We start from the raw sequence: 26,642 nt of genomic DNA, 5'->3' as shown, positions 1-26,642 counted from the left end.
ACACCTGCCAGGAATTGTCAGAAAAAATATATCCGGAAAACTGCAACAGCCGGATTCAGCCAATATTTTTTCTGCACAGGAAATTGCTGTGAGCCAAAATATACTACATATAAAACTAACGGATCGCACAAAAAAGACACTTTTATTCTGCCCGAACTGCAATAAAGTGATTATCACAAATATGGTTCAACAAATATACTGTACTTATCTTATCAACAATGTGAATCAAATTGTATTAATTATTTTAGAAAAATAAGCAGTATATATTACATCGAGATAAATATTATTTCTTCATTTTTTTTATTTTTCAAGTTTATTTCCGTTTTAAACAAAAAATAAACTTTAAATGCGTAACCAGTTAGAGAGTATTTGTCAATATTTCATAAATATCTGACAGGCTGCCATAATGCCTGAATACAAAATGATCTTTAAAAAACGGGAAATTTAAAAAAGATCATCGGATTAAACGGCAGCCAAACCATATTGGTGGTGTTTTCTATGATTAAAGGGGAATTCAAGGAAATAATCAGGGATTTTATCAAAAATCCATCAGGTCCGATATTTAATTCAGAAAATTATGATGGTGATGAAAAGGAATATGCACAGCTCATGAATCTCCTTATGAACAAAATCAAGGAGATAGAGATAATAAGGGAGAAAAACGATAAAAAAGCTCAAAAACTCCAAAAAAGAGCGGATGCATTTTTGAAATTCAACCCGCAGGGGATTGCCGTCCTTGCAGCGGACAAGCACAGGCTTGGCTTAAACAAAGAATACGAAAGGGAATGGAGGGGAAGCTACGAAGAGCTTATGGCTAAAAAGCTGTATGACTTCGATATAACCGTAACCGGAGGAGACGACTTCTATGCATCCTTCGAGACAAAAAAACAGGCAGTATCAGATCTGGAAATCAGATGGCCTGAAGGCGAAGTCACATACCTGAGGCTCTTCCAGACACCCATTCTTGACGAAAACGGGGAAATTGACGTTAACTACTACATATACCAGGACTTAACCGAACAGATAGTAAAACTAAAGCAGATTCAACAACTTGAGAAAGTGTCTGATTCGATTGTCAGGGAAAATCCGATGCCTATCATTCTGTGGAATAAAAATCTGTCCATAGATAAGACCAACAGGGCTTTTATAAAGCTTTCAGGATATTCTGATGACGAAATCAAAAGCATTACAATAAAAGATTTCAAATACCATAAACAGGCGGGAGAATCAGTTTTAGAGACATTCGAGAGCAAAAAGGAAAGTCACGGAGAGGCTACGATTGAATTTCCGGCAGGGAACAAAGTGGTTGAGAGATATAATATCCCGTTCCTTGACGATTCAGGAGAAGTCAGTTCGGTCCTCACGGTCTATAACGACATTACGAAACTCAGAGAGGAGATGTCGAATTCAGAAAAGCTTCAGAGGCGTGCGGACGCATTTTTGAAGTTAAACCCGCAGGGGATTGCCGTCCTTGCAGCGGACAAACACAGGCTTGACTTAAACAAAGAATACGAGAGGGAATGGAGGGGAAGCTACGAAGAGCTTATGGCTAAAAAGCTGTATGACTTCGATATAACCGTAACCGGAGGAGACGACTTCTATGCGTCCTTCGAAACCAGAAAACAGGCAGTATCAGATCTGGAAATCAGATGGCCAGAAGGCGAAGTCACCTGCCTGAGGCTGTTCCAGACACCCATTCTTGACGAAAACGGGGAAATTGACGTTAACTACTACATATACCAGGACTTAACCGAAATAACTCAGGAGCTTAAAGAAGTAAAAAAACTCCAGAAACGTGCGGATACATTCATAAAAGACAACCCGCAGGCAATCGCGGTTCTTGCGCCTGACAAGCACAGGCTTGACCTTAACAGGCAATACGAGGAAAAATGGAGGGGAAGCTACGAAGAGCTCATGGCTAAAAAGCTGTATGACTTTGATATAGAGTTTACAGGCGACGACTTCTATGCATCTTTTGAGACAAGAAAAAAAGCGGTTTCCGACCTTGAAATAAAATGGCCAGACAAAACAAAGACATACCTGAGACTTTTCCAGACGCCGATTCTTAACGATTCCGGAGAAATTGATGTTAATTATTACATATACCAGGACAGAACCAGCGAAATTATCCAGAAGATGTACATGGACAAAGAGGTTGACAAAGTTGCATCAGACCTTAAAGAGATCGCAGCCGGAAAACCTGATAACATAAAACTTGATGTCGGCGATTCGGATGAATACACAAAGGAGATAAGGAAAGTATTCGTCGAAATATCAGCGTCCATCAAATCCGTCAGCGACACACTTAAAAGCCTTATTAATGACATAGATACCCTTGCAATAGCAGGAAAGAACGGAGAACTAAAAACAAGAGCTGACAACAGACTTTATGAGGGCGACTTTGCAACTCTTGTCGAAAATCTCAACAAACTTATGGAGGCTGTTGCAACACCGATATTTGAGGCCATGCAGATTTCCGGTCATTACGCAAAAGGAGATTTTTCAGCAAGATTTACGGATTCGATAACCGTCAGCGGCGATTTTGAGAAATTCAAGGAAGAGCTTAACAATATCGGTGAGAGTGTATCGAAGAACCTGAAAATAACAGACAACATCACGAAACAGGTCTCTGTAAACTCATCGGAGGTAAGCAAAGGAACAGACGAAATAGCAAAGGCCGCTGAAGGTGTCGCAAATACAAGCCAGAAGACCGCGGAACTCACGAAAAACCTTCTGGCAAGTATAGAGGATATAAGCAGACAGATTGCAGACCTGTCGGCGTCCAACGAGGAGATTGCCGGAACTTCACAGGAAGTCCTGAATTCGGCCGACCAGGTTGTCAGCATCGGAATTGAGGCCCAGAACCTTGGAAACGATGCAAACAAAAGAATGGCGAGTGTCGAAAGCATTGCAAGCGAGTCCGTAAAAGAAATACATGATCTTTCCGAGAAGATTAATGAGGTAGGAAAGGTTGTAAAGTTAATCAACAACATTACAGGCCAGATAAATCTTTTAGCCTTAAACGCCGCAATCGAGGCCGCACGTGCCGGTGAACACGGACGCGGGTTTGCCGTAGTTGCAGGTGAAGTCAAAAACCTCGCAGCTGAAGCGAGAACAGCAACAGATTCCATAGAAAATGTAGTATCCTCGGTTCAGGTAAGCAGTGAAAAAACTGCAAAAGCGATTAACTCCGCGAATACCGAAATACTTGACGGTGTAAAAAGCGTTACAAAAACAATAGAAGTCCTGAATACTATAATCAAAAACGCAGGTCAGGTCAAAAACGATATAGGCGAAATTGCAAAGGCAATCGAAGACCAGGCAAATATCTCCAACAGTGTTGTCCACTCCACAGAAACAGGAACCGAAAAGACAAAGGAAGTCCAGAGAGAAGCAGAAGAGCTTGCAGCCCTTGCCGAAGAGGCAAGTGCGTCGGTTGAAGAAATAGGAAGTGCAACATACGAAGTAACCGAACTTGTCAAAAAACTTGACGAAGCGAATTCTGCGTTCAAATACTAATATACCTGCATATAATATGCCATACCCAAAAAAAACAATTTTTTCCCTTTCCGGTTTCAATGCCATAAAGATGTTCGTTGAGAGCACGGTGACAACCGTCTTCTTCTCCCTCGCGGGTGGTACCGTCGTGATGCCTGCCGTTATTTCGCTCTTCTATAAGAAGCAGATTCGCGGATGAGTGGCTTCGTCAGGCATTTCATGAAAAAATGACATGGTGCGTGACCCACCTCAGGCTTTGAGTTCCCCTGAAGATATACTATACAGGGATTAAGTCAGGGGGCCTGGATAATCAACATATGAAAAAATTTATAGTTTTACGCAGACTTTTTTTATAAAGTGATTACAACCGGGGGCATTCGGAAAAATAAACATATTAATTATTTTAAGTTCCCGATAACCGAGATTGTTAGGACTATCACATAAATAAATCATCATTTTATATGATACTACAAAACCAAAGCTCATATTTTTTTGAAACAGAGGAATAAAAATGGCCCAGCTTGAACATATAGAAGCTATTGAAAAAAGGCTGTGGAATGCGGCCGACAATTTAAGAGCGAACTCAAACTACGCAAGCAACGAATATTTCCTGCCGGTTATGGGCCTTATATTTTTACGCCACGCATACAGCAGGTATCTTTCGGTGAAGGATGAGATAGAAAACGGTCTTCCCAGACGCGGAGGGAAAACACGGGCACTGGTGAAGGAGGATTTCTCCCAGAGGAGTGCAATCTTTCTCCGGCCTGAAGCACAGTTCGATTATCTTGTTTCACTTACAGACAGTGACGACAGGGCGAAAAAAATAATCGAAGCGATGGAGTCCATCGAAGAGGATTATGAAAGCCTCAGGGGAGTTCTTCCGAAGAACGAGTACCAGGAGCTTGACAACGGTGTACTCGGCCAGCTCCTCAGGACGCTGAACCCGGATGAACTGAAGCGTGTCTCAGGTGACGTTTTCGGGAGGATTTATGAATATTTTCTTACGCAGTTTGCAGACCAGAAGGCCCACGATGCGGGTGAGTTCTTCACTCCGGTATCTCTCGTATCCCTTATTGCAAATGTCCTTGAGCCTGAGAAGGGAATCGTCCTTGACCCTGCCTGCGGCTCCGGGGGAATGTTTGTCCAGAGCGCCCGTTTTGTCGAGCGGCTGCACGAAAACCCTGTTGACAGGCTGACTTTCTACGGTCTCGAGAAGAATGCGACGACTATCAGGCTTGCGAAGATGAACCTTGCAGTCCACGGTCTTGAGGGGAATATCCAGAGGGCGATTACGTATTACGAGGACCCTCATGAGCTTGTGGGGAAGGCGGATTTTGTCATGGCGAATCCGCCGTTTAACGTGGACGAAATTGATGCGGACAAGGTGAAAAAGGACCCGAGGCTTCCGTTCGGCCTTCCGGGGACGAACAAGAAGGAGAAGGTGTCCAACGGAAATTACGTCTGGATTAGTTACTTCTACAGCTACCTAAACGAACACGGCCGGGCTGGTTTCGTGATGTCTTCGCAGGCGTCGAGTGCGGGACGCGACGAGGCGAAGGTGAGGCAGAGACTGGTTGAGACGGGGGATGTGGACGTGATGGTTGCAATCCGCTCGAATTTCTTCTATACCCGGACTGTGCCGTGCGAGCTCTGGTTCTTAAACCGCGACAAACCGGAGGATTACCGGGATAAGGTGCTGATGATCGATGCGAGGAATGTTTTCCGGAAGGTTACCAGAAAAATATACGATTTCAGCCCGGAGCAGGAGAAGAATATTCTCGCGATTGTCTGGCTCTACCGGGGCGATACGGAGAAGTACCTTGATCTTGTCGCGGGCTACTGCCGCCGGATGCTGGAGGAGGGCGAATGCTGTTTTAAGGGCTGCAATGATGAGGGCGGGATGATAGAGCCGATCCCGTCTTTTATCTCGTCGATGACGACTTTACGTTCGTGTCTCGATCCGTTTGCGAGTACCCTGCCAAAGGATGGTCCGCATGTCGAAGCCCTGTCTGAGTTCGACGAAACCCTGAAGGTCTTCGGGTCGGATGCGGACTCTTTCGCTGATAATTTGTCGAAAGAAAAAGAATCATGGGAGGCACAGGGGACCACGAACGGCGAGCTGAAGGGGGCGGTCGACCGGCTGTTTCCGCTTGCGGAATCGGCCCGCGACCTGGTGAAACAGAGCGATCTTCTCTATAAGCTTGCAGTCCGCCTCATCGACTCTTTTGAAAGCGACTGCAATACAAAGAAGAGTCCGGCCTGGAAGGGAAAGGAGATAACAAGGACACGGAAGAATGCGGATTTCGCCCGGAATGTGGCGGTGGAGCAGCTGAAGCAGGTCCGTTATTTCTGGCGGCAGGCACACTGGCTGACCGAGCGTTTCCCGGACGCGAAGCTCTGCGATGTGGAAGGGCTTGTGAAGCTTGTGGACCGTTCGGAGATCGCGGAGAACGACTGGTCGCTTACGCCGGGACGCTATGTTGGTGTTGCACCTGAAGAAGTGGACGAGGACTTCGACTTCGAGGAGGCTCTCAGGGAGATCCACGTCGAACTTGAGGATCTTAATTCGGAAGCGGTGGTGCTTGCCGAGAGGATCAAGAAGAATTTCGGGGAGTTGGGGGTATGAGTGAGTGGGCCGGTTGTATGGAATCTCAAAATCTCCAACCACCTGTTGGAGATTTTCCGGGAATTCTTTCGGGTTCCTATATAAGGTTGGCCGGATGTTTTTTTTCGCCGCGGGAGGAATTCGCACCAGTGGTGCGAGAAATTGGGTTGATTCAGATTGTCAAAATCATTGATGAGATGATTTATGGCAGGGCCTTGCTGTTTGCCTGGAGGATTTTGAGGAACTGCGAGGGGGCAAACGTATGAAGAGTAATTTTCAAGAATTGGGGAAAGTATCAACGATTATTATGGGTACTTCTCCAAAAGGATCGACATATAATAATAACGGTCAAGGAGTGCCTTTACTAAACGGACCAACTGAATTTGGACCAGATCATCCTAATTGTACACTATATACTACAGATCCTAAGCAGGAATGTGAATCAAATGATCTGATATTTTGTGTTCGTGGATCAACAACAGGGCGTATGAATTGGGCTGATAAGAAATATGCACTTGGCCGCGGTGTTTGCTCAATTCGTGGGAATACGAGAGAGGATACAATTTTTATTAGTTACGCTCTTAAAATTTATCTCAAAAATTTATTACAATTCGCTGCTGGTTCTACATTTCCTAATCTTACAAAAGATGCACTCAATGAATTTAAAATTCCTTATCCCAACAATCGTAGCAAAATCGTAGATCAAATCTCCGCCTACGACGACCTGATCGAGAACAACCGGCGGCGGATCAAACTGCTTGAGGCGGCGGCCCGGATGCTGTATAAGGAATGGTTCGTCCGTCTCCGTTTCCCCGGTCACGAGCACGTGAAGGTTGTTGACGGGGTTCCTGAGGGGTGGGAGAGGAAGACCGCATATGAAGTTATGGAAGTCCTCAGTGGTGGAACGCCAAAGACAAATGTACAGGATTTTTGGGATGGCGACATTCCATTTTATACTCCTAAGGATTCTGTTGATTACGCTTATGTTAATAAAACTGAGAAAACACTGACAGAAGGAGGACTTCGTAATTGCAATAGTAAACTCTATCCAAGGGATACCGTGTTTATAACTGCTCGTGGAACTGTTGGGAAGATTAATCTTGCTCAAACTGCTATGGCAATGAATCAGTCATGTTATGCTTTAGTTGCAAAACCACCACTCAATCAGTATTTCCTTTATTTTGCTCTTGTTGAAGGGGTGGAACAGTTTAGAAGCCGTGCTGTTGGTGCTGTGTTTGATGCAATTATCCGGGACACCTTTAAATTGATCCCGTTTATAGTTCCTGACGAAAAATTGATTCAGGCATTTACTGATCACATTTCACCAATTCTTCAACAGATTAATCTACTTTCAATTGAAACAGAAAAATTAGTTCAGGCCCGCGATCTCCTCTTGCCGAAACTGATGAACGGAGAAATAAACGTATGACAACTAGCTTAAAAAATGAAAAAACACGGCTTCCACATGATAAATTCATTGCTGAGATCAAAAAGGAGAAGTCTCCATCAGAGATGATCACTGTTTATCTCAATGAAGAAACTGATGATGAAAAAAATGTATACATTGCGCATTAGTTCCAAATGATCAAGTCGAACAAAGCCTAGGTACTACTTCATGGGAGCTTTTATACGAGGAAGGATTTCCACAGGCTGGAAAATACCATTCAGATGGAAATATTTGTGTTAGATACTTGCGTTTTGGGGATGATTCTGGTATTGAAACACTGATTTTAGTTAGTTCATTTAGTGGCTTAAGGGACGAATACGCAGAAATTTGTGAAGAATTCCGTTTATTCCATAAATTATACTATGATCCTAAAAACAATCAATATCTTAAATTCGATAAAGCCGGGAATGAAGAAATCATCGCAATTGTCGATTCAAACAGAATCCAGATTAGATTAAAAGAGATTAAACAATTTTTAGCGATTAAAGAAATGAATTTATCTACTCTATATCATGGTCGCATTTATTCAAAAGAGAAACTTGAGGATCTTGGTTTAGAGGAGAGTTCAATTACAAATATTTGTGAAAATCTAATAAATCTAGAATTATCCTATCAGGATTTCAATGGTATTGATGGGATTAATTCCATAAGTTATCTGGAAGGGAAGCGTTTAGTTCAGCCATTTCCAAAGGAAAAAAGTGGATTCTGGGGTTTTGCTGAAGAGAAACCGAAAGAATATTCAGATTTTATAATTGGAGTCAGTGAGGATGGAGATTCGATCCTCCAAAAAGCTGATCCAAAAAAACTTGCTTATTTTCCAGACAAAGAGGATATCAAGTGCCCGAATTATATAACACCTGTTTTTTTCAGACTTGAAGTTCTGGATAAATACTACGATAAATCGAGTAAATATAAAATCGGAGATGGATATTTGTGTTGTGGTTATTTATGGAGTCTAAGAATAGACAACCACCACGATAATTGCGTTGTTGCATTTCTTGGGGATCTCGGTCGGGATCTGCCTTCTGAAGAACAAATTCACTGGAAGAGTTATAATATTCAGCCATGTGGAAAATTAAGTGAAACTATATTCCAAAGGGCATTCCTTGCCGAGGGAGTTGAATCAGATCGTCCAGAACATATCTTTTTTCAAAGATATCATAGACTATTCGATAGTAGTACCGATATCCTCGGATGGCCTATTTTACTGCCACTTGAAAAGGGAGACGAGCATTATCTAAAATCAATAAGAATCCCATCAACTGATGAACTGAAAGATTTCGATGAACTTGTTTTATCTCTTGCAAAGGTTTTGATTGATTCGCTATATGAAAAGAAATTAAATATGTTCATTCCAGAGGAAGAGCGAGGAAGTATAAAGGGCAGTATTGCTCGTCTTGAAAGAGCATTTGTTGAAAAAGGAGTTGAAGATTACGAAGACCACATCAGGTTCCTTCGTGATCTCCAGGAACTTCGATCGGCCGGGAGCGCTCATAGAAAAGGTAGTAATTATGAAAAAATCGCTGAAAAATTTGATATTCCCAATCAATCCTTAAGAATAGTATTTATTGGAATTTTAGAGAAAGGAATAGAAGTTCTTCAATTTCTTGATCTGGTCGTTCAAAGCGGATGTTTCCTGCCCGAAGAGGAATCCAAGGAAAAAACAAAATAAATTTAATATATCATTCAAAAAATCCAATTTTAGAAATAATTGTTATCAGGATTTATCATTAATGGGGGTACTTCCGTATGAGTGATACAGTCTTTACAAAAGTTGATTATACCCTGAATTCGCTGGTCAATAATATCGAAATGGGAGTCATCGGCCTTCCAGATATCCAGAGGCCGTTTATATGGAAAAATGCGAAGGTGCGTGATCTTTTCGACTCCATGTACCGCGGATATCCGATAGGATACCTTCTCCTCTGGCGAAACGGTCTTGCCAGCGACAGAACCATTGGAACGGATGTCAAACAGAAGACCCCGCAGCTGGTAATCGTCGACGGCCAGCAGAGGCTGACATCCCTCTATGCCGTCGTAAAAGGAGTGCCGGTTGTCCGGGGAAATTACAAAACCGAGTGTATCCATATATCATTCAATCCGCTGGAAGAGCGTTTTGAAGTATATGACGCCGCAATAGAACGGGACAAGGCGTATATTTCTGATATCTCGAAGATCTGGGAAACAGGTACGAACATCTTCAAAGTTGCCGACGAATACCTGAAGGGATTAAAAAGTGCAAGAGAAGTCAGCGAAGAAGAAGTTGAAAAGATCCAGAATTCTGTAACAAAGCTCCAGGCACTAACCTCTTTCCCGTTCACAGCCCTTGAACTGGCGCCGGACATCTCCGAAGAAGACGTCTCCGACGTATTCGTCAGGATAAACAGTGCGGGCGCATCATTGAACCAGGCCGATTTCATCCTGACGCTGATGTCCGTATTCTGGGATGAAGGGCGGGCGGAACTCGAAAAATTCTGCCGGGACGCCAGGCAGCCTTCGAAGGGAACACCATCGCCATATAACTACTTCATCGAGCCCGAACCCTCCCAGTTACTCCGCGTATGTGTAGGAGTTGCATTCAAGCGTGCACGTTTGCAGTACGTTTACTCGATCCTCAGGGGAAAGGACCTTGAAACGGAACAGTTCAGCGACGAACGCCGTGTCGAACAGTTTGAAAAACTTAAGGATGCACAGTCACGGGTCCTGAACATACAATACTGGCAGGACTTCCTCAGCTGTATCAGGCTTGCTGGTTTCCGCAGCGGGAAGATGATCAGCTCGCAGAACAACCTGCTGTTTGCGTACATGCTCTACCTGATCGGCAGAACCGAAGTGGGAGTCGATGAATTCACCCTTCGCAGGATAATTGCTCAATGGTTCTTCATGGCAGCAGTAACCGGCCGCTTCACAGGTTCGCCCGAATCGGCTATGGAATCCGATCTCGCCCGTCTGCGTGACATGGTAACTCCTGACAAATTTGTCAATCGTCTTCGCCAGATCTGCGAAATATCCCTAACTAACGATTTCTGGTCAGTAACTTTGCCCAACGATCTTGCAACATCGTCACCCCGAAGTCCTTCACTATTTGCATATAATGCCGCTCTTGTCCTTCTTGATGTAAGAGCACTGTTTTCAAACTCGAAAGTCGGCGATATGCTTGATCCCGCAATACAGGCCAACCGTTCACCAGTCGAACGCCACCACCTCTATCCCAAAGGGTACCTGAACGCACAAAATATCACGGATACACGAATAATCAACCAGATCGCAAATTATGCCTATGTCGAGTGGGCCGACAATACGAAAATATCGGATCAGCCCCCTGCGGAATATCTCCCTGAACTAAAAGACAGATTTTCAGAATCAGAACTGGCGGAGATGTATCATTATCATGCACTCCCTGAAAAATGGGAACATCTGGAATACAACACATTCCTTGAACAACGAAGGGAGCTGATGGCTAAGATCATCCAGGAAGGTTACAGAAGACTTGTCGCAGGCAGAGATGAGATCAAACAGGAAAAATTTGATCTTTCTGTTCTCATCGACAATGGGGAGTCTGAAGCCGTTGAATTCAAATCAACCCTCCGAACCAACCTTCATACAGGCTCTCCCGACCAGAGAATAGAGTTGGCCGCATTAAAAACACTTGCAGGTTTTCTGAATACGAACGGCGGCACACTGGTTATCGGCATATCCGACGACGGATCACCGGTCGGATTAGAAGCGGATAATTTTCCCAACGAAGATAAAATGAGTCTTCACCTTGTAAATATTGTGAAATCGCGAATCAGTCCCCAGACACCAACGCTCATGAACATGCACTTCGAAGACCATGAAGGAGAACGTGTAATGGTTATACGTTGTCGCAAGTCTTCGTCACCCGTGTTCGTAAAAGACAATGAGCACGAGAGATTCTACGTTCGCACCGGCCCTTCCACCACAGAATTGAAGGCAAGCCAGACACATGAATACATTAAAGATCGATTCAAAAAATGACTCACCCCCGGTGTACTGAAGAAACCCTCTTCAAAAAACTAATGAACGGAGAGATCCCCGTATGAACGAATCGCAGCTTTCCGACCTTCTTTCTCTCGGCGAAGGCTTCACGACGGAGTTCAAGAAGTCCGGGACGTCGAACATGGGCCGCGAGATCTGTGCATTCGCAAACGCGACCGGAGGAGTGATCCTCGTCGGGGTCGCAAACGACGGGAAAATCTGCGGAGTCTTTGATCATAACAGTCTTAAGTCCGAAGTCCGGACCACCGCCCGGTCCGCCGAGCCGCCAATCGCCGTTGAGGTTGAAAGCGTCGGTGATGTACTCTGTGTGACCGTCCCCGAACAGCAGGGAAAACCGTATTCTTTCGGGGGACGGTTCTTCATCCGCGAAGGAGCAAGTTCCCAGCAGATGTCACGAGACGAGATACGCGAATTCTTCTACAAGGAAGGACTGATCCATTTCGACGAGACAGCCTGCGACAGGTTCGACCTGAAAAGAGACCTCAACGCGGAAATCTGGGAGCGTTTCTCCCGGAGGGCACGGCTCCCCAAAGGAGTCGATATGCTCTCCACCCTCCAAAACCTTCACCTGGTCCGTGACGGCCGGATGACCCATGCCGGTGCATGGCTCCTCACCAACGACATAACCGCCATCAGCATCAGTGCAACAGTTACATGTGCACTCTTTCGCGGAACCGATAAGGTACAGATCCTCGACCGCAAGGAGTACAAAGGCGACCTCTATTCAATCTACGAAGATTGTATGGCCTATCTTCAGTCGAAACTCAATACAGAACTGATCCCGACCGCAACCGGCCGGGAAGAAAGACCTGAACTTCCGGTCGAGGCACTAAGAGAAGCTCTGGTCAATGCCATAGTCCACAGGGATTACAGGTCTACGGCAAATATCCAGATCTATATCTTCCATGACAGGGTCGAGATCGTCGCACCCGGAGGTCTCCCCGCCGGAATGAGAGAGGAAGATCTCGGCTTCAAAAGTGTACCCAGAAATCCGCTTCTCTTCGGGATCTTTCAGAGGATGAACCTTGTGGAGCAGATCGGAAGCGGAATCCGCAGAATTCGTATGATGTGCAGGGATTACAAAGTAGATGAGCCGGTGATCGAAGTTTCCGAATCCTGGGTGACGGTAACATTCAGGCGCCCTGTTATGTCACAGCCAGAGTCACAGCCAGAGTTACAGCCAGAGTTACAGCCAGAGTCAGGGGCAGAGTCGTTGGAAAACCGTATAATCAGAATGCTTTATCAGAAGTCGATGTCAAAGTCAATGTTATCCAGTGAATTGGGGCAAAAGGAGATCTCCGGTCAGCTCAACAAAGTCGTCCGTGAATTGATGGCCGAAGGCTATGTCGAATACACAATCCCTGAAAAGCCCCGAAGCAGGCTTCAGAAGTACCGCCTAACTGAAAAGGGAAAAAAAATCCAAGAAAAGAGCGAAAAATGACCCGCGGCATATACACCGAAGACACACTCGTCCAGCAGACGACCGCAGAATACCTCAGTGATAAACTGGGCTGGGATTCGGTGTACGCCTACAACAGCGAAGACTTCGGACCGGACAGTCTTCTCGGAAGAAACTCCGACCGCGAAGTGGTCCTTACGCGGCCTCTCAGAAAAAATTTAAAGGAACTAAACCCCGGACTGCCTGAAGAAGCGTATGACGATGCAATCAGGCAGATAACGTCAGCCACAGCAACACAGTCTCTGGTCGCAACAAACCGTGAAAAATACGAACTCATCCTTGACGGTGTTCAGGTCACCTTCAGAAACGAAGAAGGCGAACGGAAACGCGAGAAGCTGAAAGTCATAGACTTCAAAGAACCTGAAAAGAACCATTTCCTCTGCGTCAGGGAATTGTGGGTCAGGGGTGACCTGTACAGGAGAAGGGCTGATATAACCGGTTTCGTAAACGGCATTCCTCTCCTCTTCATGGAGCTAAAGAACGTAAACAGGGACATACGTGCCGCCTACGAAAAAAACTTCAAAGACTACCTCGACACGATCCCGCACCTCTTCCATCACAACGCCTTCGTCGTACTCGGAAACGGAACCGACGCAAAGGTAGGGTCCATAACCAGCCGGTTCGAGCACTTTAACGAATGGAAACGCCTCGAAGAAGACGACCCCGGCATCGTCGACATGGAAACCCTCCTCAAGGGAACCTGCGGGAAGAAAAACTTCATCGACCTACTTGAAAACTTCATCCTCTTCGACAACTCCGCCGGAAGCACCAGGAAGATAATCGCCCGCAATCACCAGTTTTTGGGAGTGAACAGGGCATTTGAAGCAGTAGAAGACAGGAAGAACAGGAACGGAAAACTCGGCGTATTCTGGCACACCCAGGGAGCCGGGAAAAGCTACTCGATGGTCATGTTCACGAGAAAAGTCCATCGCAGACTCGGCGGAAACTACACCTTTGTCGTACTCACCGACCGCGAAGACCTCGACACCCAGATCTACAAGACATTTTCCGGGTGTGGAATAGTCGACAACGACAAGGAACCGTGCAGACCCGCCGACGGAAAACACCTGGAAAGACTTCTCACCGAACACAAATCATACGTCTTCTCCCTCATCCAGAAATTCAACAAAGAAGTCGACCCTGAAAAAGGCTACACATTACGCGACGACATCATCGTAATCACCGACGAAGCCCACAGAACCCAGTACGGAACCCTCGCACTAAACATGCGAAACGCACTCCCCAACGCAAGTTACATCGGATTCACCGGAACACCCCTCTTCAAGGACGACGAGATCACACGCCGGGTATTCGGCAGCTACATCTCCACCTACGACTTCAAAAGAGCAGTCGAAGACCAGGCGACCGTCCCCCTCTACTACGAATCGCGGGGCGAAAAACTCGGCGTCGCAGTCGGGGACATCAACGAAAAGATAGCCGAAAAACTCGGAGACCTCGAAGTCGACGACATCGACGCCGGGCAGAGACTCGAAAACGAGCTCAAAAGGGATTACCATATCATCACCGCCGGAAAAAGGCTCGACCAGGTAGCCCGTGATTTCGTCGGCCATTATTCCAACGCATGGGAGAGCGGCAAAGTCATGCTCGTCTGCATAGACAAAGTAACCTGCGTCAGGATGTACGACCTGATCGCCCGGTACTGGGACGAACAAAGAGCCGAACTCGAAAAGGAGGCGGAGCACACCCCCGGCGAACAGGAAGAGATCTATCTGAGAAGGCAGATCGAATGGATGCGTGAGACCCGGATGGCAGTAGTCGTAAGCGAAGAGCAGGGCGAAGTCGAGAAATTCCGCCGGTGGGACCTTGATATCACCCCCCACCGCCGCATGATAAAAGAGGGAATCGACATCCCGGAGTCGATGCGGAAACTCCCTCAATATCACAACATGCAGCGGCTGGCATTAGACGACGCATTCAAAGAGGAAAAACACCCGTTCAGGATCGCGATAGTCTGTGCAATGTGGCTAACCGGATTCGATGTCCCGTGCCTCTCGACACTCTACCTCGACAAACCCCTAAAGGCACACACCCTCATGCAGGCGATCGCGAGAGCCAACCGCGTCAACGAAGGCAAGAACAACGGGATGATCGTCGATTACTGCGGCATTCTGAGAAACCTTCGCAGTGCACTCGCCACATTTGCAGGAAGAGGCGACGACGGCCACGGCGGAGAAGACGGAGAAGTCGATCCTGCAAAACCCGAAGAAGATCTAATCGCCAGCCTCGCCGAATCCATAAACCTTGTCAGGGCATTTCTCAAAGAAAACGGTGCGTCACTTGATAAGATAAGCTCAAAATCCGGTTTTGAAAGGAACGCCGCAATCCTCACCGCAAAAGAGGCGGCAAACGGGAATGACAGGACACGGAAAAAATTCGAGGTCATGTGCCGCGAAGTATTCAGGAAATTCAAAGCCTGCATCAATGTAGAGGGCATAAACGGTTACAGGCCGGATTACGAAGCAGTCAATATAATCTACAAGAGCCTCCAGCATGACCGTGACAAAGCCGATATCTCCGGTATAATCCGTGAACTCCATAAGATCGTAGACGCTTCGATTGATACCCAACCGGAGAACATAGGCGAAGACAGAGTGATCTATGATATAAGCCGGATAGACTTCGACAGGCTCAGGCAGGAATTTAAGAAATGCCCGGCCAAGCGGACGACAGTTCAGAATCTAAGTTACGCAATCGAACAGAGACTTAGACGGCTGCTCGAACAAAATCCGCTGCGGACCGATTTCCAGCGACACTACGAGGAGATAGTAGCCGAATATAACCGCGAGAAAGACCAGGTGATAATTGAAAAGACATTCGAGGCACTGCTTGTACTCGTAGATGAGATGGAAGAGGAGGAAACCCGTGCCGCCAAGGAAGGTCTCGACGAAGAGACCCTGGCGATATTCGACCTCCTTAAAAAATCCGACCTCTCCCCCGCCGAGATAAAAAAGATCAAAACGGTCGCAGCGGATCTTCTGAAGACTTTGAAGAAGGGAAAACTCCGGGTGGATCACTGGCAGGAGAAAGAGGCGACCCGTGATGCCGTCCGCCTGACGATTCATGACTTTCTTTGGAATGAAAAGACCGGCCTTCCGGTGGATTACTATACGGAAGGGGATGTGGAGGCCAGAACGGATGAAATCTACCGTCACATATACCGCGTATATCCAAGGCTTCCGTCACCGGTATATGAGACCGAGACTACTGCATAAACCACGAGAATCATCAAAATAGCATTTATTTTACAAAACAAGGAAAATACATGGACTGAGCGACAATAAAACCTGAAGTTAAATTCTATACATCAAGGGGATCGTTAAGACAGCCTTTGCAGGGATGGACAAGCATTCCTGCGTCAGGTTAATAGTTAGTGCAATTTAAATTTTATGGCACCATGATATGCAATGAATATCCCCATCCGCGCTTGGATATTTCTGTTTAGCTTTATTAACAGCATCTTCGCAGTCACGGAATCCACCCAAGTACTCTGGATTCTTGATCATCTTTAACTATGGACAACCCTCAATGTGTACTTCGTCGTTTCCGGGGCTTTTTTTAAAGGTCTTAATGAAGTGTCCTTATTGTTGCCGTGAAAATCATCAGCAGTTATCTTTGAAGACGTGGTGGTCATACTAAAAAATACAGTTTCAGAAGTGATAAACCTTAAACTTCAGGACGGATGGACTGGGCGGGAATTGAACCCGCGGCCTCTACCATGCCAAGGTAGCGATCTTCCCCTGATCTACCAGCCCTTAACAAAAAGTGCATTACATATTTTGTTAATCTAGGATAAATAGAGTTTGTTTTAGTCGCACCGGGAGGCAGTGCTTTGAGGATCATAAAACTATTTTTTTGCAATAAAATTTTGGATAAAACATTGGTATAACTGAATCATAAAACAGATTTATGGAATAAATCCAAGATGAAACAGGATAAAACGGGGCCGGTTTAAAGTAAATATCTGAAAAGAAGTTTTCAAAAAAAATTCAAAGAGAAGAATTCTTCTGATATAAATAACAACATTAGAAAAAGATGAGAGAAGAGTACAGGCAGGCCGCACATCTGTTTTTCGGTTTTATCATTGCATTCTTCATATTCTTTGCGGATAAAAAAACGGCAGTATATGTCATGGCAATAGTCGTTTTTCTATCCGTTGCGATATCTGATGCCGTAACAAAAAATATTCATGTACCGCTCTTTTCGGAGATAATACAAAAACTTGAAAGAAACAACACAGTCCCCGGAAAAGGCACAATTCTTTTCTTTATAAGCACACTTACCTGTCTCGTGCTCTTTGAGAAAAATATCGTTTTTGCCGCAATTTTAGTTCTGGCCGTACTTGACAGTGTAACGACAATCATCGGGATTAATTTCGGCAGGACAAAGATCTACAAAAAGAAATCACTGGAAGGAACTGCCTCGGGAATAATCGCCGGCTTTATTGTATTGATATTCCTCATAAATCCACAGACTGCCCTGGTTGCTTCGGCCCTTGCAGGAATTACGGAACTGATATCCCCTGTCGATGACAACCTGACGATTCCCCTCGTTGTATGCATTGTATTATCCATATTATAACATTTTAATGTCCCGGACATATTATTATAAAATATAAAAATAAATCTGCCAGTATAAACAAGACAAAGCACGAGAATATCTGCCTGTAAAAAAACAAAATATTAAGACTATCTTTTGTAAAATCCGGTTTAAAGGTACAGGGCAACAGAATACCTGCAATAACAGGCAGGGATCATACTTTTTTAATATACGTATTAATATCTCATAAAAAAGAGAAAATATATAAATCCTCGGAAGTCGGTTGTTTAAATCGTAGAAGGTGATTATAAATATATGGAAGAAAGAACCCTCCTCAAACTGCTGATAATAGTTGTAGTTATACTTGTTGCCTCTGTCACAGGCAATATACTCCTTTATATGGGGATCACCAGTACAGAAACCTGCCCGGGTTACAGCAATGCCTCGGATCTGACAAAAGACAATAATATTCAGAAAAAGTCACTGTCGTACATGGACTACAGCGGAGCATACCTTGAAAGCGCCGACCTTTCAAAAGTATATGCATACAAGGCGACGCTTTCAGGCGCTGACATGAGAAAAGCCGACCTTCACGGTGCAACACTTACACTTGCGGACCTGACCGGAGCAGACCTCTCAGGTGCAGACCTTATAGGAGCAAGACTTGACTACTCAATTCTGCGCGGAGCAAACCTGACCGGAGCAGACCTCACATTTGCGGATCTTAAAGGCGCAGACCTCACAAATGCCGTTCTCACGGATGCTCTCATAGAAGACGCCGATTTCAGGTGGATTAAAGGAAACTACACAAAATAAACAATGAAACTGTTAAATAACTGCAAATCTACATAGACAATTCTAAAATAAATATTTTTTTCAGGTGAAATTCCCGAGTGCTGATAAAACCCGTGCACGTGATTTCTGCATATCAGGAAGTGTCAGAACCTGACCGTCCTTTATAAAACTCTTGAGCATCTGCCTTGCGTTTTCGGGAGGAGGCGCATTTAAGGGAAGCATTACATGACTGCCGTCGTCATATTCATAGACCTCCTTTATGCCGCTTTTTTTGCCCCTTTTTGATACTGACTTCCCGTCGATTTCAACAATATCAAGAGAAAAGTCCACTACAGGAGCATTTGCGATTGCTCCACCGACACCAAATGCATCCACTATATCCGAAAGGCTTCCTACATCATCCGCCGTAAGGCCCCCGGAAAGAAAAATTCCTACATCTGAAAAACCGTTGATATCAAGCTCCCATCTTACTTCCTCAATAATAGAGCGGATATCCCCTTTACGTGAACGCGGGGTGTCAAGTCTTACAGCCGTAGCACCTGCCTTTGCTGCAGAAAGCGCCTCACGTTTTTCATCGCAGTAGGTGTCGCAAAGCATCACACGCGGGACTTCAGGAGGTGCATACTTGTCAAAATTGACCCAGGCATCATTTGGAGTTTCATGGCACATCACATAAGAATGCGGCATAGTCCCTATCAGAGGAATACCTGCCGGCGCACAGGTATTGCTTGCACCGTCAGCACCGCCAATCCAGGCAGACCTTTCAATCATCCCTGATATTGAAGGGTGCTGGCGCCGTGAACCAAAGGAGTAAACAGGGACACTGCCTGCACATGCCTTAATAAGAGCAGCAGAAGATGCGATGCCTGATGCATGGCACAAAAATCCCAGAAGAGCAGTCTCATACCTTCCGAAAATACGGTAATTTCCGGTTATCCTCATAACAGGCTCTCCCGGATAGAAAATGCTTCCTTCAGGCATCGCAAACACATCCACGGAAAGACCTTCGAGAAGCTTTAAAGCATCATCAAGACCGCACAGAACCCCCCAGTCATTAACAAGCGATGCAGCAGTTATTTCGACAGCAACAACAGGATTTTTGTTTTCAACAGTCAATATATCCTCTATTCTTGCAAAATAAATATCTGTACATTCCCCTGCCTTTATCTGGTCGTCACCGACGGTATGAAATATTCCCATTCAAAAGTTATGAGGGCATATAATCAGTTAAGAGTTTTGATAGTCCCCGCAATACCCAAAAAAACTGCCCCGGATATAAACAGGCTGAAACCACCGGCTGAAAATCCCGTTATCGGATATACTCAAAAAACCTTTCTTCATGCGGAATTATAAAAATCAGGCAGTAACAAATATTAACCAGAATTGTGCAGCAGGAACAGAATCCGTATTCACCCTGATGGCTGACAAAAAAACGGTCCGAAAGAAAATTACAGGATTACCGGATATATGAAAAGGTCTCCGGCTGCAGACATAACAACTGGTAACGGTGATAATCAACAATGCTTGGAATCATAGGAGGAACAAGTCTTTTTTACGCGGATCTGCCGAAAACTGAGAAAAAAATTATTTCAACACCATTCGGACCCGCTGAAGTTTACCTTGGAGATATTGCCATTCTCATGCGGCACCAGTTCAGAACCCCGCCGCACAGGATTAACTTCCCTGCATGCATATCCGCACTCTCCCTTGCAGGAGTAGACAAAATCGTCGCATTTGGATCAGTAGGGTCTCTTAAAAAAGAGATTGGACCGGGGACAACCGTTCTTCCGGATGATTACTACAGCCCGTATTCTATACCGACTATTCACAACAATGCAATAGGGCACGCAAAACCGTCGGTCGATGCAGGGCTCATCAGTAAAATAAACAAAAACATCCCGGAAACAATTGCCGGCGGGACTTATGTCCAGACAAAAGGGCCCAGGTTCGAAACCTCCGCAGAGATTAAGATGCTAAAAGACGCCGGGGATATCGTAGGAATGACTATTGCAAGCGAAGCTACAATTGCAAACGAACTGGAAATACCCTTCGCTGCGATATGCTCGGTTGACAACTACTGCAACGGCCTGTGCAAAGAAGAACTCAGCTATGATTTGATTCTTGAAAAGTCCAGGCAGAACAAGGAAAAAACAGAAAAAATAATCGGTAAAATAATAGATCTTCTCGGGTAAATTATTAAAAAGCAATAAATAGACAGTTTTTTGACAGAAATTTGAAAAAATGCACCCTAAAACGATGAAACTAAAAAGCAGGTTATATTTTCATGTGAGGTTACACATTTAAATCACCTGATACAAGATAATTTTAATAAAAAATTTAAAGGAGATAATAACATAACATGCAGGAAAAAGATGAATCGTCCGGTATTTATGATGGAAACAAGACAGTTCTTCTCCGAAACACACGTGTTAACGGACGCAAAAGTGATATTTTCATCAGCGACTCGGGAATTATTGAGGAAATCTCAGAAAAATACTCCGGCAAATCCGGAGAGCCCGAGTTTATAGTCGACGCAGAAAACACTGTCGCATCACCCGGGTTTGCAAACACCCACACACATGCTGCAATGACTCTTTTACGCGGATATGCCGACGACATGCACCTTCAGCAATGGCTTTCCGAAAAGATCTGGCCTCTTGAAGCGCACCTGAAGGCGGAGGATGTCTACTGGGGTACAAAGCTTGCATGTACAGAGATGATCCGTTCAGGAACGGTTGCATTCAACGACATGTACTTCTTCATGGAATCAGCGGCAAAAGCCGTTGAAGAATCCGGAATCAAAGCAGTTTTAAGTTACGGGTTTATCGATTTCGGCGACAGCGACAAGCGGGAGTCTGAAATAAAGGCTACGGAAAACCTTTATCAAAATATCAGAAAAATGGATAATCCACGCATAAAAGCCGCCGCAGGTCCCCACGCACCCTATACCGTATCAAAAGAGGGCCTTAAATGGTGTGCGGAGTTTTCAAAGGAAAAGGACATAATGCTCCATATACATCTCAGTGAGACCGAAAATGAAGTAAAGGAGTGCATTGAGAAAAATGGTGTCAGACCTGCAAAGCTTCTGGATGAATGCGGATGCCTAGGTGAAAAGACTGTTGCCGCCCACTGCTGCTGGCTTGACGACGCAGAATGCGAACTTCTCGGAAAAAGACACGTCTCGGCATCTCACAACCCCGTCTCGAACATGAAGCTTGCCGTAAACAGGGCAATGCCATACCAGAAACTCCTCGACTCAGGCGCAAACGTGGCTCTCGGAACTGACGGGTGCTCATCGAACAACAATCTGGACATACTTGAAGAGATGAAGACCGCAGCAATTCTTCAGAAATTTTTCTGGAACTCGGACACTGTCCTTCCGGCCCATGAAGCTGTAAAAATGGCAACTGAAGCAGGCAAAAAGGCTCTCGGGTTTGGTGACGGAATTCTAAAAGAGGGAGCGCAGGCAGACATCGTGCTTTTGAAGACAAACATTCCCTGCATGACGCCTCTGTTCAGCCAGGACTCAAACACAGTCTATTCATGCAGCTCGAATGCAGTTGACACTGTAATCTGCAATGGTCGTGTTCTGATGCACGACGGTTTTATTCCGGGAGAAGAGGAGATCTGCAAAAAAGCCTCAGAAACCGCCGAAAACCTTGTCAAAAGATACAAAGACTCATTATAACCCACACCTCTTTTTTTCTGTCAAATAACCGGCCGGTTTTTTTAGGATTCACGATAATTCCCGGTAATTCATAAAGCCGGCGAAATGCCGGATTAAAACTGCATAACAAATAACAGGAGAAACTGTTTTTTAGAGGAGGACTACCTAAAAAAGAGAAATAATTTTGGATTTTCAGGCTGTTTCAATATTTGAAACCTTCTCAAGGCCAAGTTCTTTTATCGAAATGCTCTGCATTTCATGCTTTTTTATCTTTCCGGACACATTCATCGGGAAACTGTTCACGAACTTTACATACCTCGGGATCTTGAACCTTGCAATTCTGCCGTTGCAGAACTCTTTAAGCTCCTCTTCCGTCATTGTGCACCCGTCACGAAGCCTTACCCATACCATAAGCTCCTCACCGTATTTCTCGTCAGGCACACCAATAACATACGCGTCCTCAATCTTGCGGTTTGTATAGAGGAATTCCTCTATTTCACGCGGATAGATGTTCTCGCCCCCGCGAATCACCATCTCCTTTAACCTGCCGACTATCTTCACGTATCCTTCTTCGTCCATAATACCAAGGTCTCCGGTATGGTTCCACCTGTCGGCATCAATTGTCTGGCGGGTGGCGCTCGGGTTGTTGTAATAGCATTTCATTACGACATACCCGCGTGCACATATTTCCCCTGGCTCTCCGCGGGGCACAATCCTCTGCGTTACCGGGTCGATTATTTTAAGCTCAACATGAGGAAACGTCTTGCCGACCGTTGTGACCCTTCTTTCAAGCGGGTCGTCGGTTGTCGTCATAGTAACACCAGGCGATGTCTCTGTCTGACCGTAGACTATAACAATGTCCCTCATGTTCATCTTTTCATTTACGGCCTTCATGTACTCGATAGGACACGGAGAGCCTGCCATAATTCCTGTCCTGAGTGTGTCGTATTTGTATTTATTGAAATTGGGATGCTTCAGCTCCGCTATAAACATTGTCGGAACACCATGGACGGCAGTGCATTTTTCCCGGTCAATAGTCCTCAAAACCGCCTCTGCATCAAATGCCGGAGACGGGATAACCATTGTCGCGCCGTGAGTAACGCTTGCCATATTGGAAAGGACCATACCAAAACAGTGGTAGAAAGGAACCGGTATGCACAGCCTGTCTTTTTCGGTGAACCCCATCCCGGAACCTATCGTGTAGCCGTTGTTCATGACACTGTGATGAGTAAGTACAACTCCTTTGGGATAACCGGTCGTCCCGGACGTATACTGGATGTTTACCGGGTCATCAAACGACAAAGTATCTTCTCTTTCCTTTAATTCATCCCGGCTGATATTTTTCCCTTTTTCAAGGAATTCGTTCCAGGTAAACATGCCGTTATAAGGGATATTGCCCATAAAAACGACATTTCTGAGGAACGGAAACTTTTCAGTCGAAATTTTTCCGGGACGGGACTCTATCGCCTCGGGACAGGATTCGTAAAACATCCCGACGTAATCGGAATTTTTGAACCTGCCCTGAAGAATCAGAGTATGGACTTCGGACTGCTTCAGTGCGTACTCAAGTTCAAAAGTCCTGTATGAAGGGTTTATATTCACCATTATCGCACCGCACTTTGCGGTTGCAAACTGAACGACTACCCATTCCGCGTAGTTCAGCGCCCAGATACCTACGCGGTCACCTTTGTTGACTCCGAGGGCCATAAGGCTTAGTGCAAGCTCATCCACTTTCTCAAGGAATTCGCTGTACGTCCACCTTATGTTCTGGTCTACTGCAACCAGAGCCTCAGTATCAGGGTATTTTTTGGCGATTTCTTCAAGCATCTCCCCGATTGTCTTTCCAATCAGGGGTACGTCGGACAAACCGCTCGCGTAGCTTATCTCAGCCATATCCATAAATGTTGATCAAAATAGGCATTATATTTGACGGATTAGCAGGCACGTTCTAAGATAAAATTACGGCATTTCGTACCTTTCAAAAACATCCGGTCCGGAAAAAAAGCAACAGGGGCTGATAAAAAAATTTCATGCGAAACATAGGATTTTAAAAAAGTCAATATCAAAATCGTTAAATTCTATTATGTTCCAAATTATTTGGAATCATTAGATTTCAACGGGGTCGTGGCCTAGTCCGGCATGGCGACGGGCTCCAGCGGTCTTTGCGTATGATGAACAATGGGTCTTTCTGAGGAGAAATCCTGTGATGATCCGTTGGAGCGCTGATGCAAAATCTGCATCTCCTGATGAAAGCGCTTATAAGAAAAACGCATGTTCGGAGAGACCCGTCGATCGTGAGTTCAAATCTCACCGACCCCATTTTAAAATCAGAAACTGCCCGGCCGTAACCCTTAATTGCGCAGGCAGACTTTTTTTGGGGCTTAACCAGGTATTCAAAAGAACGGAAGCCGCTGCTTCGGTCAGAATTGAACTTTTTTCCCAAAAGACAGAAAATATTTTGGCTTAGACTGGTATTCCGCACTTCTCGCCTTAATTCATTCAAATCCACTTTAATCCGGACTTTCAGGACTGTTCAAATTTTAAACGGCTAACTGTGATACCCTACCTATTTCTACAATTAAAACCCATAATTAAGACAGGTAGGAAACCTGATATGTATTTAATTGGTGAAGCACTCGAAGGTGAAGGCGCAGAGCTTGCGCATATAGATCTTTTAATTGGTGATAAAACAGGCCCCGTCGGAATGGCGTTCGCAAACGCGGCGTCCCAGCTTTCAGCAGGACACACTCCTCTTCTGGCTGTGGTAAGGCCGAACCTTCTGACAAAACCTGCAACTCTTATAATACCGAAAGTTACACTCAAACACGTATCACAGGTAAATGCAATGTTCGGCGCTGTACAGGCCGCGGTTGCAAAAGCCGTTGCAGACTGCTACGAAGAAGGCGTCTTCGATAACAGGGAATGCGACCCTGAAGACATGGTTATCCTTGCAAGTGCATACCTGCACCCTGACGCAAAGGACTACAACCGTATATACCGCTACAACTACGGTTCAACAAAACTTGCAATAAACCGTGCTTTTGACAAATTCCCTGACAAGAAGACACTGATTAAGGAAAAAGACCGCGCAGGGCACGCTGTTATGGGCTTTAAGGTACAGAGACTCTGGGACCCGCCATACCTCCAGGTCGCCATGGACCTTGTCGACATGGGCACAGTGGAAAAGGTCTTAAATGCTGTTCCAAAGAACGACCACGTATTAATCGAGGCCGGAACTCCTTTAATCAAACAGTTTGGGCTTTCCGTCATAGGGAGCATCAGGAATATAAGACCTGATTCATTCATCATCGCTGACTTAAAGACACTTGACACAGGAAACCTCGAAGCGAGAATGGCTGCAAACGCATCAGCAGATGCAGTCGTTGTATCAGGTCTTGCACCTGTATCGACAATCGAGAAGTTCATAAAAGAGACTAAAAAGACTGGTATTTACTCAGTAATCGATATGCTAAATGTAGAAGACCCGGTCAAACTCATAAAAGAGCTTGCAGAGAGAGATGCAGTTCCGTCAATCGTCGAGATGCACCGTGCAATAGACAACGAGTCGACGGAATACAACTGGGGAAACATCCCAGCCATCAAAAAGGCTGCAGGCGGAAAGCTCCTTGTAGCAACAGCCGGTGGCGTGAGGCAGCATGTCGTCAAGACAGCTCTTAAATCGGGTGCCGACATCGTCGTCGTAGGACGTGCAATCACTGCAAGCAAAAACATCAAAAATGCAGCGGAACAGTTCCTTGAAGAATTGAACACTGAAGAGATTGACCAGTTCAGGGTCATGACTGACTTCTAAACTCTAAAAACAATTATATTTTTTTTTCTATTTTTATTATTACAGCAATTCATAAATCAGTCCTGCAAATAAACGGATGCCATATATCGTACAAAATATTGCCGCTCGGAAAATTTTATGTTAAACGATATAGTGAGATATATTAATTACATGTTTTTTTGTATCGTGCGTGATCGCCATTTTATATATAAAGTTATTCTTTATCAGATTGAACATATGAGAAACAGTTCAACTCCATAGTGAGAGAATATTTTAACGACTTGATTGATAATTTCATTCAGAGCCCGGTAAAACGGGTTTCGGTGAAATTATGAAGAAATTGTTGATTATGCTTATAGCTACAGCTATGCTTGTATCATTTGCTGCAGCAGCAGACGTTTCTGCGGCAGGTGCACAGACCTCAAACGACGGATATACGGTAACATTTGCAAACCCGGCACAGTCGCTAAGCAGTGCCGGCTCTCTTGGTGACATCCACATAGATACAGTTCAATCTACAATCGAACAGGGAGAAACACAATGGCCTTCTTCATATGTCTCCGGGCATTATACAAGCATCTATATCAGTTTGGTATGGCAGGATTCATCGAATTCTCTGAGACTAAAAGTATATGCTCCTGATGGCCATACATTCGGATATTATTACGATGATTCTGACGGTTCTCATAATGGGAAGATTCAACTTACAATCAGCGACCCAGATGGTATTCCCGAAGGGACTTGGTACTATGAAGTCTATGGAGATAGCGTATCAGGAACAGAAAGTTATTCAATATAATGATC

General features: G+C 45.0%; 18 protein-coding genes and 2 tRNA genes. 17 read left to right on the top strand and 3 right to left on the bottom strand.

The window, feature by feature from the left end; genetic code table 11:
- Window positions 1-498 precede the first annotated feature (498 nt).
- From J2128_RS00450 to J2128_RS00405, 10 genes are all read left to right on the top strand, one after another.
- The gene (locus J2128_RS00450) at window positions 499-3,519 is read left to right on the top strand and encodes a methyl-accepting chemotaxis protein (protein WP_209688815.1); all 3,021 of its coding nucleotides are present in this window, start codon (window positions 499-501) and stop codon (window positions 3,517-3,519) included.
- Between the two features lie 16 nt (window positions 3,520-3,535).
- Complete coding sequence (locus J2128_RS00445; protein WP_209688814.1) at window positions 3,536-3,697, top strand: hypothetical protein; 162 nt, start codon at window positions 3,536-3,538, stop codon at window positions 3,695-3,697.
- Between the two features lie 312 nt (window positions 3,698-4,009).
- The gene (locus J2128_RS00440; RefSeq protein ID WP_209688813.1) at window positions 4,010-6,124 is read left to right on the top strand and encodes a type I restriction-modification system subunit M; all 2,115 of its coding nucleotides are present in this window, start codon (window positions 4,010-4,012) and stop codon (window positions 6,122-6,124) included.
- The gene (locus J2128_RS00435) at window positions 6,121-6,369 is read left to right on the top strand and encodes a hypothetical protein (protein WP_209688812.1); all 249 of its coding nucleotides are present in this window, start codon (window positions 6,121-6,123) and stop codon (window positions 6,367-6,369) included. Before J2128_RS00440 ends, J2128_RS00435 begins: the two co-directional genes overlap by 4 nt.
- Entirely contained in the window at window positions 6,366-7,532 is a 1,167-nt protein-coding gene (locus J2128_RS00430) for a restriction endonuclease subunit S (RefSeq protein WP_209688811.1), read from the top strand. Before J2128_RS00435 ends, J2128_RS00430 begins: the two co-directional genes overlap by 4 nt.
- Window positions 7,529-7,678, top strand: coding sequence for a hypothetical protein (locus tag J2128_RS00425; RefSeq protein WP_209688810.1), 150 nt, complete (start codon window positions 7,529-7,531; stop codon window positions 7,676-7,678). The genes J2128_RS00430 and J2128_RS00425 overlap by 4 nt, the downstream gene beginning before the upstream one ends.
- 116 nt (window positions 7,679-7,794) lie before the next feature.
- Window positions 7,795-9,222: a hypothetical protein gene (locus J2128_RS00420; RefSeq protein ID WP_209688809.1), complete on the top strand. Its 1,428-nt coding sequence runs from the start codon at window positions 7,795-7,797 to the stop codon at window positions 9,220-9,222.
- 77 nt (window positions 9,223-9,299) lie between these two features.
- A complete protein-coding gene (locus J2128_RS00415) occupies window positions 9,300-11,549 on the top strand; it encodes a DUF262 domain-containing protein (protein ID WP_209688808.1) in 2,250 nt (749 codons plus the stop codon).
- A 61-nt stretch (window positions 11,550-11,610) separates the two neighbouring features.
- Window positions 11,611-13,011: an ATP-binding protein gene (locus J2128_RS00410; RefSeq protein WP_209688807.1), complete on the top strand. Its 1,401-nt coding sequence runs from the start codon at window positions 11,611-11,613 to the stop codon at window positions 13,009-13,011.
- A complete protein-coding gene (locus J2128_RS00405; protein ID WP_209688806.1) occupies window positions 13,008-16,262 on the top strand; it encodes a type I restriction endonuclease subunit R in 3,255 nt (1,084 codons plus the stop codon). The genes J2128_RS00410 and J2128_RS00405 overlap by 4 nt, the downstream gene beginning before the upstream one ends.
- Window positions 16,263-16,730: 468 nt before the next feature.
- Here the strand turns inward: J2128_RS00405 and J2128_RS00400 are convergent.
- Window positions 16,731-16,802, bottom strand: a tRNA-Ala gene (locus J2128_RS00400).
- Window positions 16,803-17,082: 280 nt separating this feature from the next.
- Between J2128_RS00400 and J2128_RS00395 the strand changes: the two genes are divergently transcribed.
- Window positions 17,083-17,628: a diacylglycerol/polyprenol kinase family protein gene (locus J2128_RS00395; protein ID WP_209688805.1), complete on the top strand. Its 546-nt coding sequence runs from the start codon at window positions 17,083-17,085 to the stop codon at window positions 17,626-17,628.
- Window positions 17,629-17,901: 273 nt separating this feature from the next.
- A complete protein-coding gene (locus J2128_RS00390; RefSeq protein ID WP_209688804.1) occupies window positions 17,902-18,402 on the top strand; it encodes a pentapeptide repeat-containing protein in 501 nt (166 codons plus the stop codon).
- 60 nt (window positions 18,403-18,462) lie between these two features.
- On the opposite strand, the gene J2128_RS00385 is transcribed toward J2128_RS00390, so the two are convergent.
- Window positions 18,463-19,581: a nicotinate phosphoribosyltransferase gene (locus J2128_RS00385; RefSeq protein ID WP_209688803.1), complete on the bottom strand. Its 1,119-nt coding sequence runs from the start codon at window positions 19,579-19,581 to the stop codon at window positions 18,463-18,465.
- A gap of 320 nt (window positions 19,582-19,901) precedes the next feature.
- Here J2128_RS00385 and J2128_RS00380 point away from each other — a divergent pair, with 320 nt between their 5' ends.
- Both J2128_RS00380 and J2128_RS00375 read left to right on the top strand, forming a co-directional pair.
- Window positions 19,902-20,573, top strand: a complete 672-nt coding sequence (locus J2128_RS00380) for an MTAP family purine nucleoside phosphorylase (protein ID WP_209688802.1) — start codon at window positions 19,902-19,904, stop codon at window positions 20,571-20,573.
- Between the two features lie 167 nt (window positions 20,574-20,740).
- The gene (locus J2128_RS00375; protein WP_209688801.1) at window positions 20,741-22,069 is read left to right on the top strand and encodes an amidohydrolase family protein; all 1,329 of its coding nucleotides are present in this window, start codon (window positions 20,741-20,743) and stop codon (window positions 22,067-22,069) included.
- Between the two features lie 171 nt (window positions 22,070-22,240).
- Here J2128_RS00375 and J2128_RS00370 read toward each other — a convergent pair whose 3' ends face one another.
- Complete coding sequence (locus tag J2128_RS00370; protein WP_209688800.1) at window positions 22,241-23,941, bottom strand: AMP-binding protein; 1,701 nt, start codon at window positions 23,939-23,941, stop codon at window positions 22,241-22,243.
- A 225-nt stretch (window positions 23,942-24,166) separates the two neighbouring features.
- Between J2128_RS00370 and J2128_RS00365 the strand changes: the two genes are divergently transcribed.
- From J2128_RS00365 to J2128_RS00355, 3 genes are all read left to right on the top strand, one after another.
- Window positions 24,167-24,367, top strand: a tRNA-Trp gene (locus tag J2128_RS00365).
- A gap of 295 nt (window positions 24,368-24,662) precedes the next feature.
- Window positions 24,663-25,859: a bifunctional 5,6,7,8-tetrahydromethanopterin hydro-lyase/3-hexulose-6-phosphate synthase gene (locus tag J2128_RS00360; protein WP_209688799.1), complete on the top strand. Its 1,197-nt coding sequence runs from the start codon at window positions 24,663-24,665 to the stop codon at window positions 25,857-25,859.
- Between the two features lie 310 nt (window positions 25,860-26,169).
- Window positions 26,170-26,637: a hypothetical protein gene (locus J2128_RS00355; RefSeq protein ID WP_209688798.1), complete on the top strand. Its 468-nt coding sequence runs from the start codon at window positions 26,170-26,172 to the stop codon at window positions 26,635-26,637.
- The last annotated feature ends 5 nt before the right edge of the window (window positions 26,638-26,642 follow it).

The sequence above is a fragment of the Methanomicrobium sp. W14 genome (assembly GCF_017875315.1).
Classification (GTDB): domain Archaea; phylum Halobacteriota; class Methanomicrobia; order Methanomicrobiales; family Methanomicrobiaceae; genus Methanomicrobium.
Note: the sequence above shows the minus strand (reverse complement) of the source record. Positions and strands in the feature narration are given on the sequence as shown.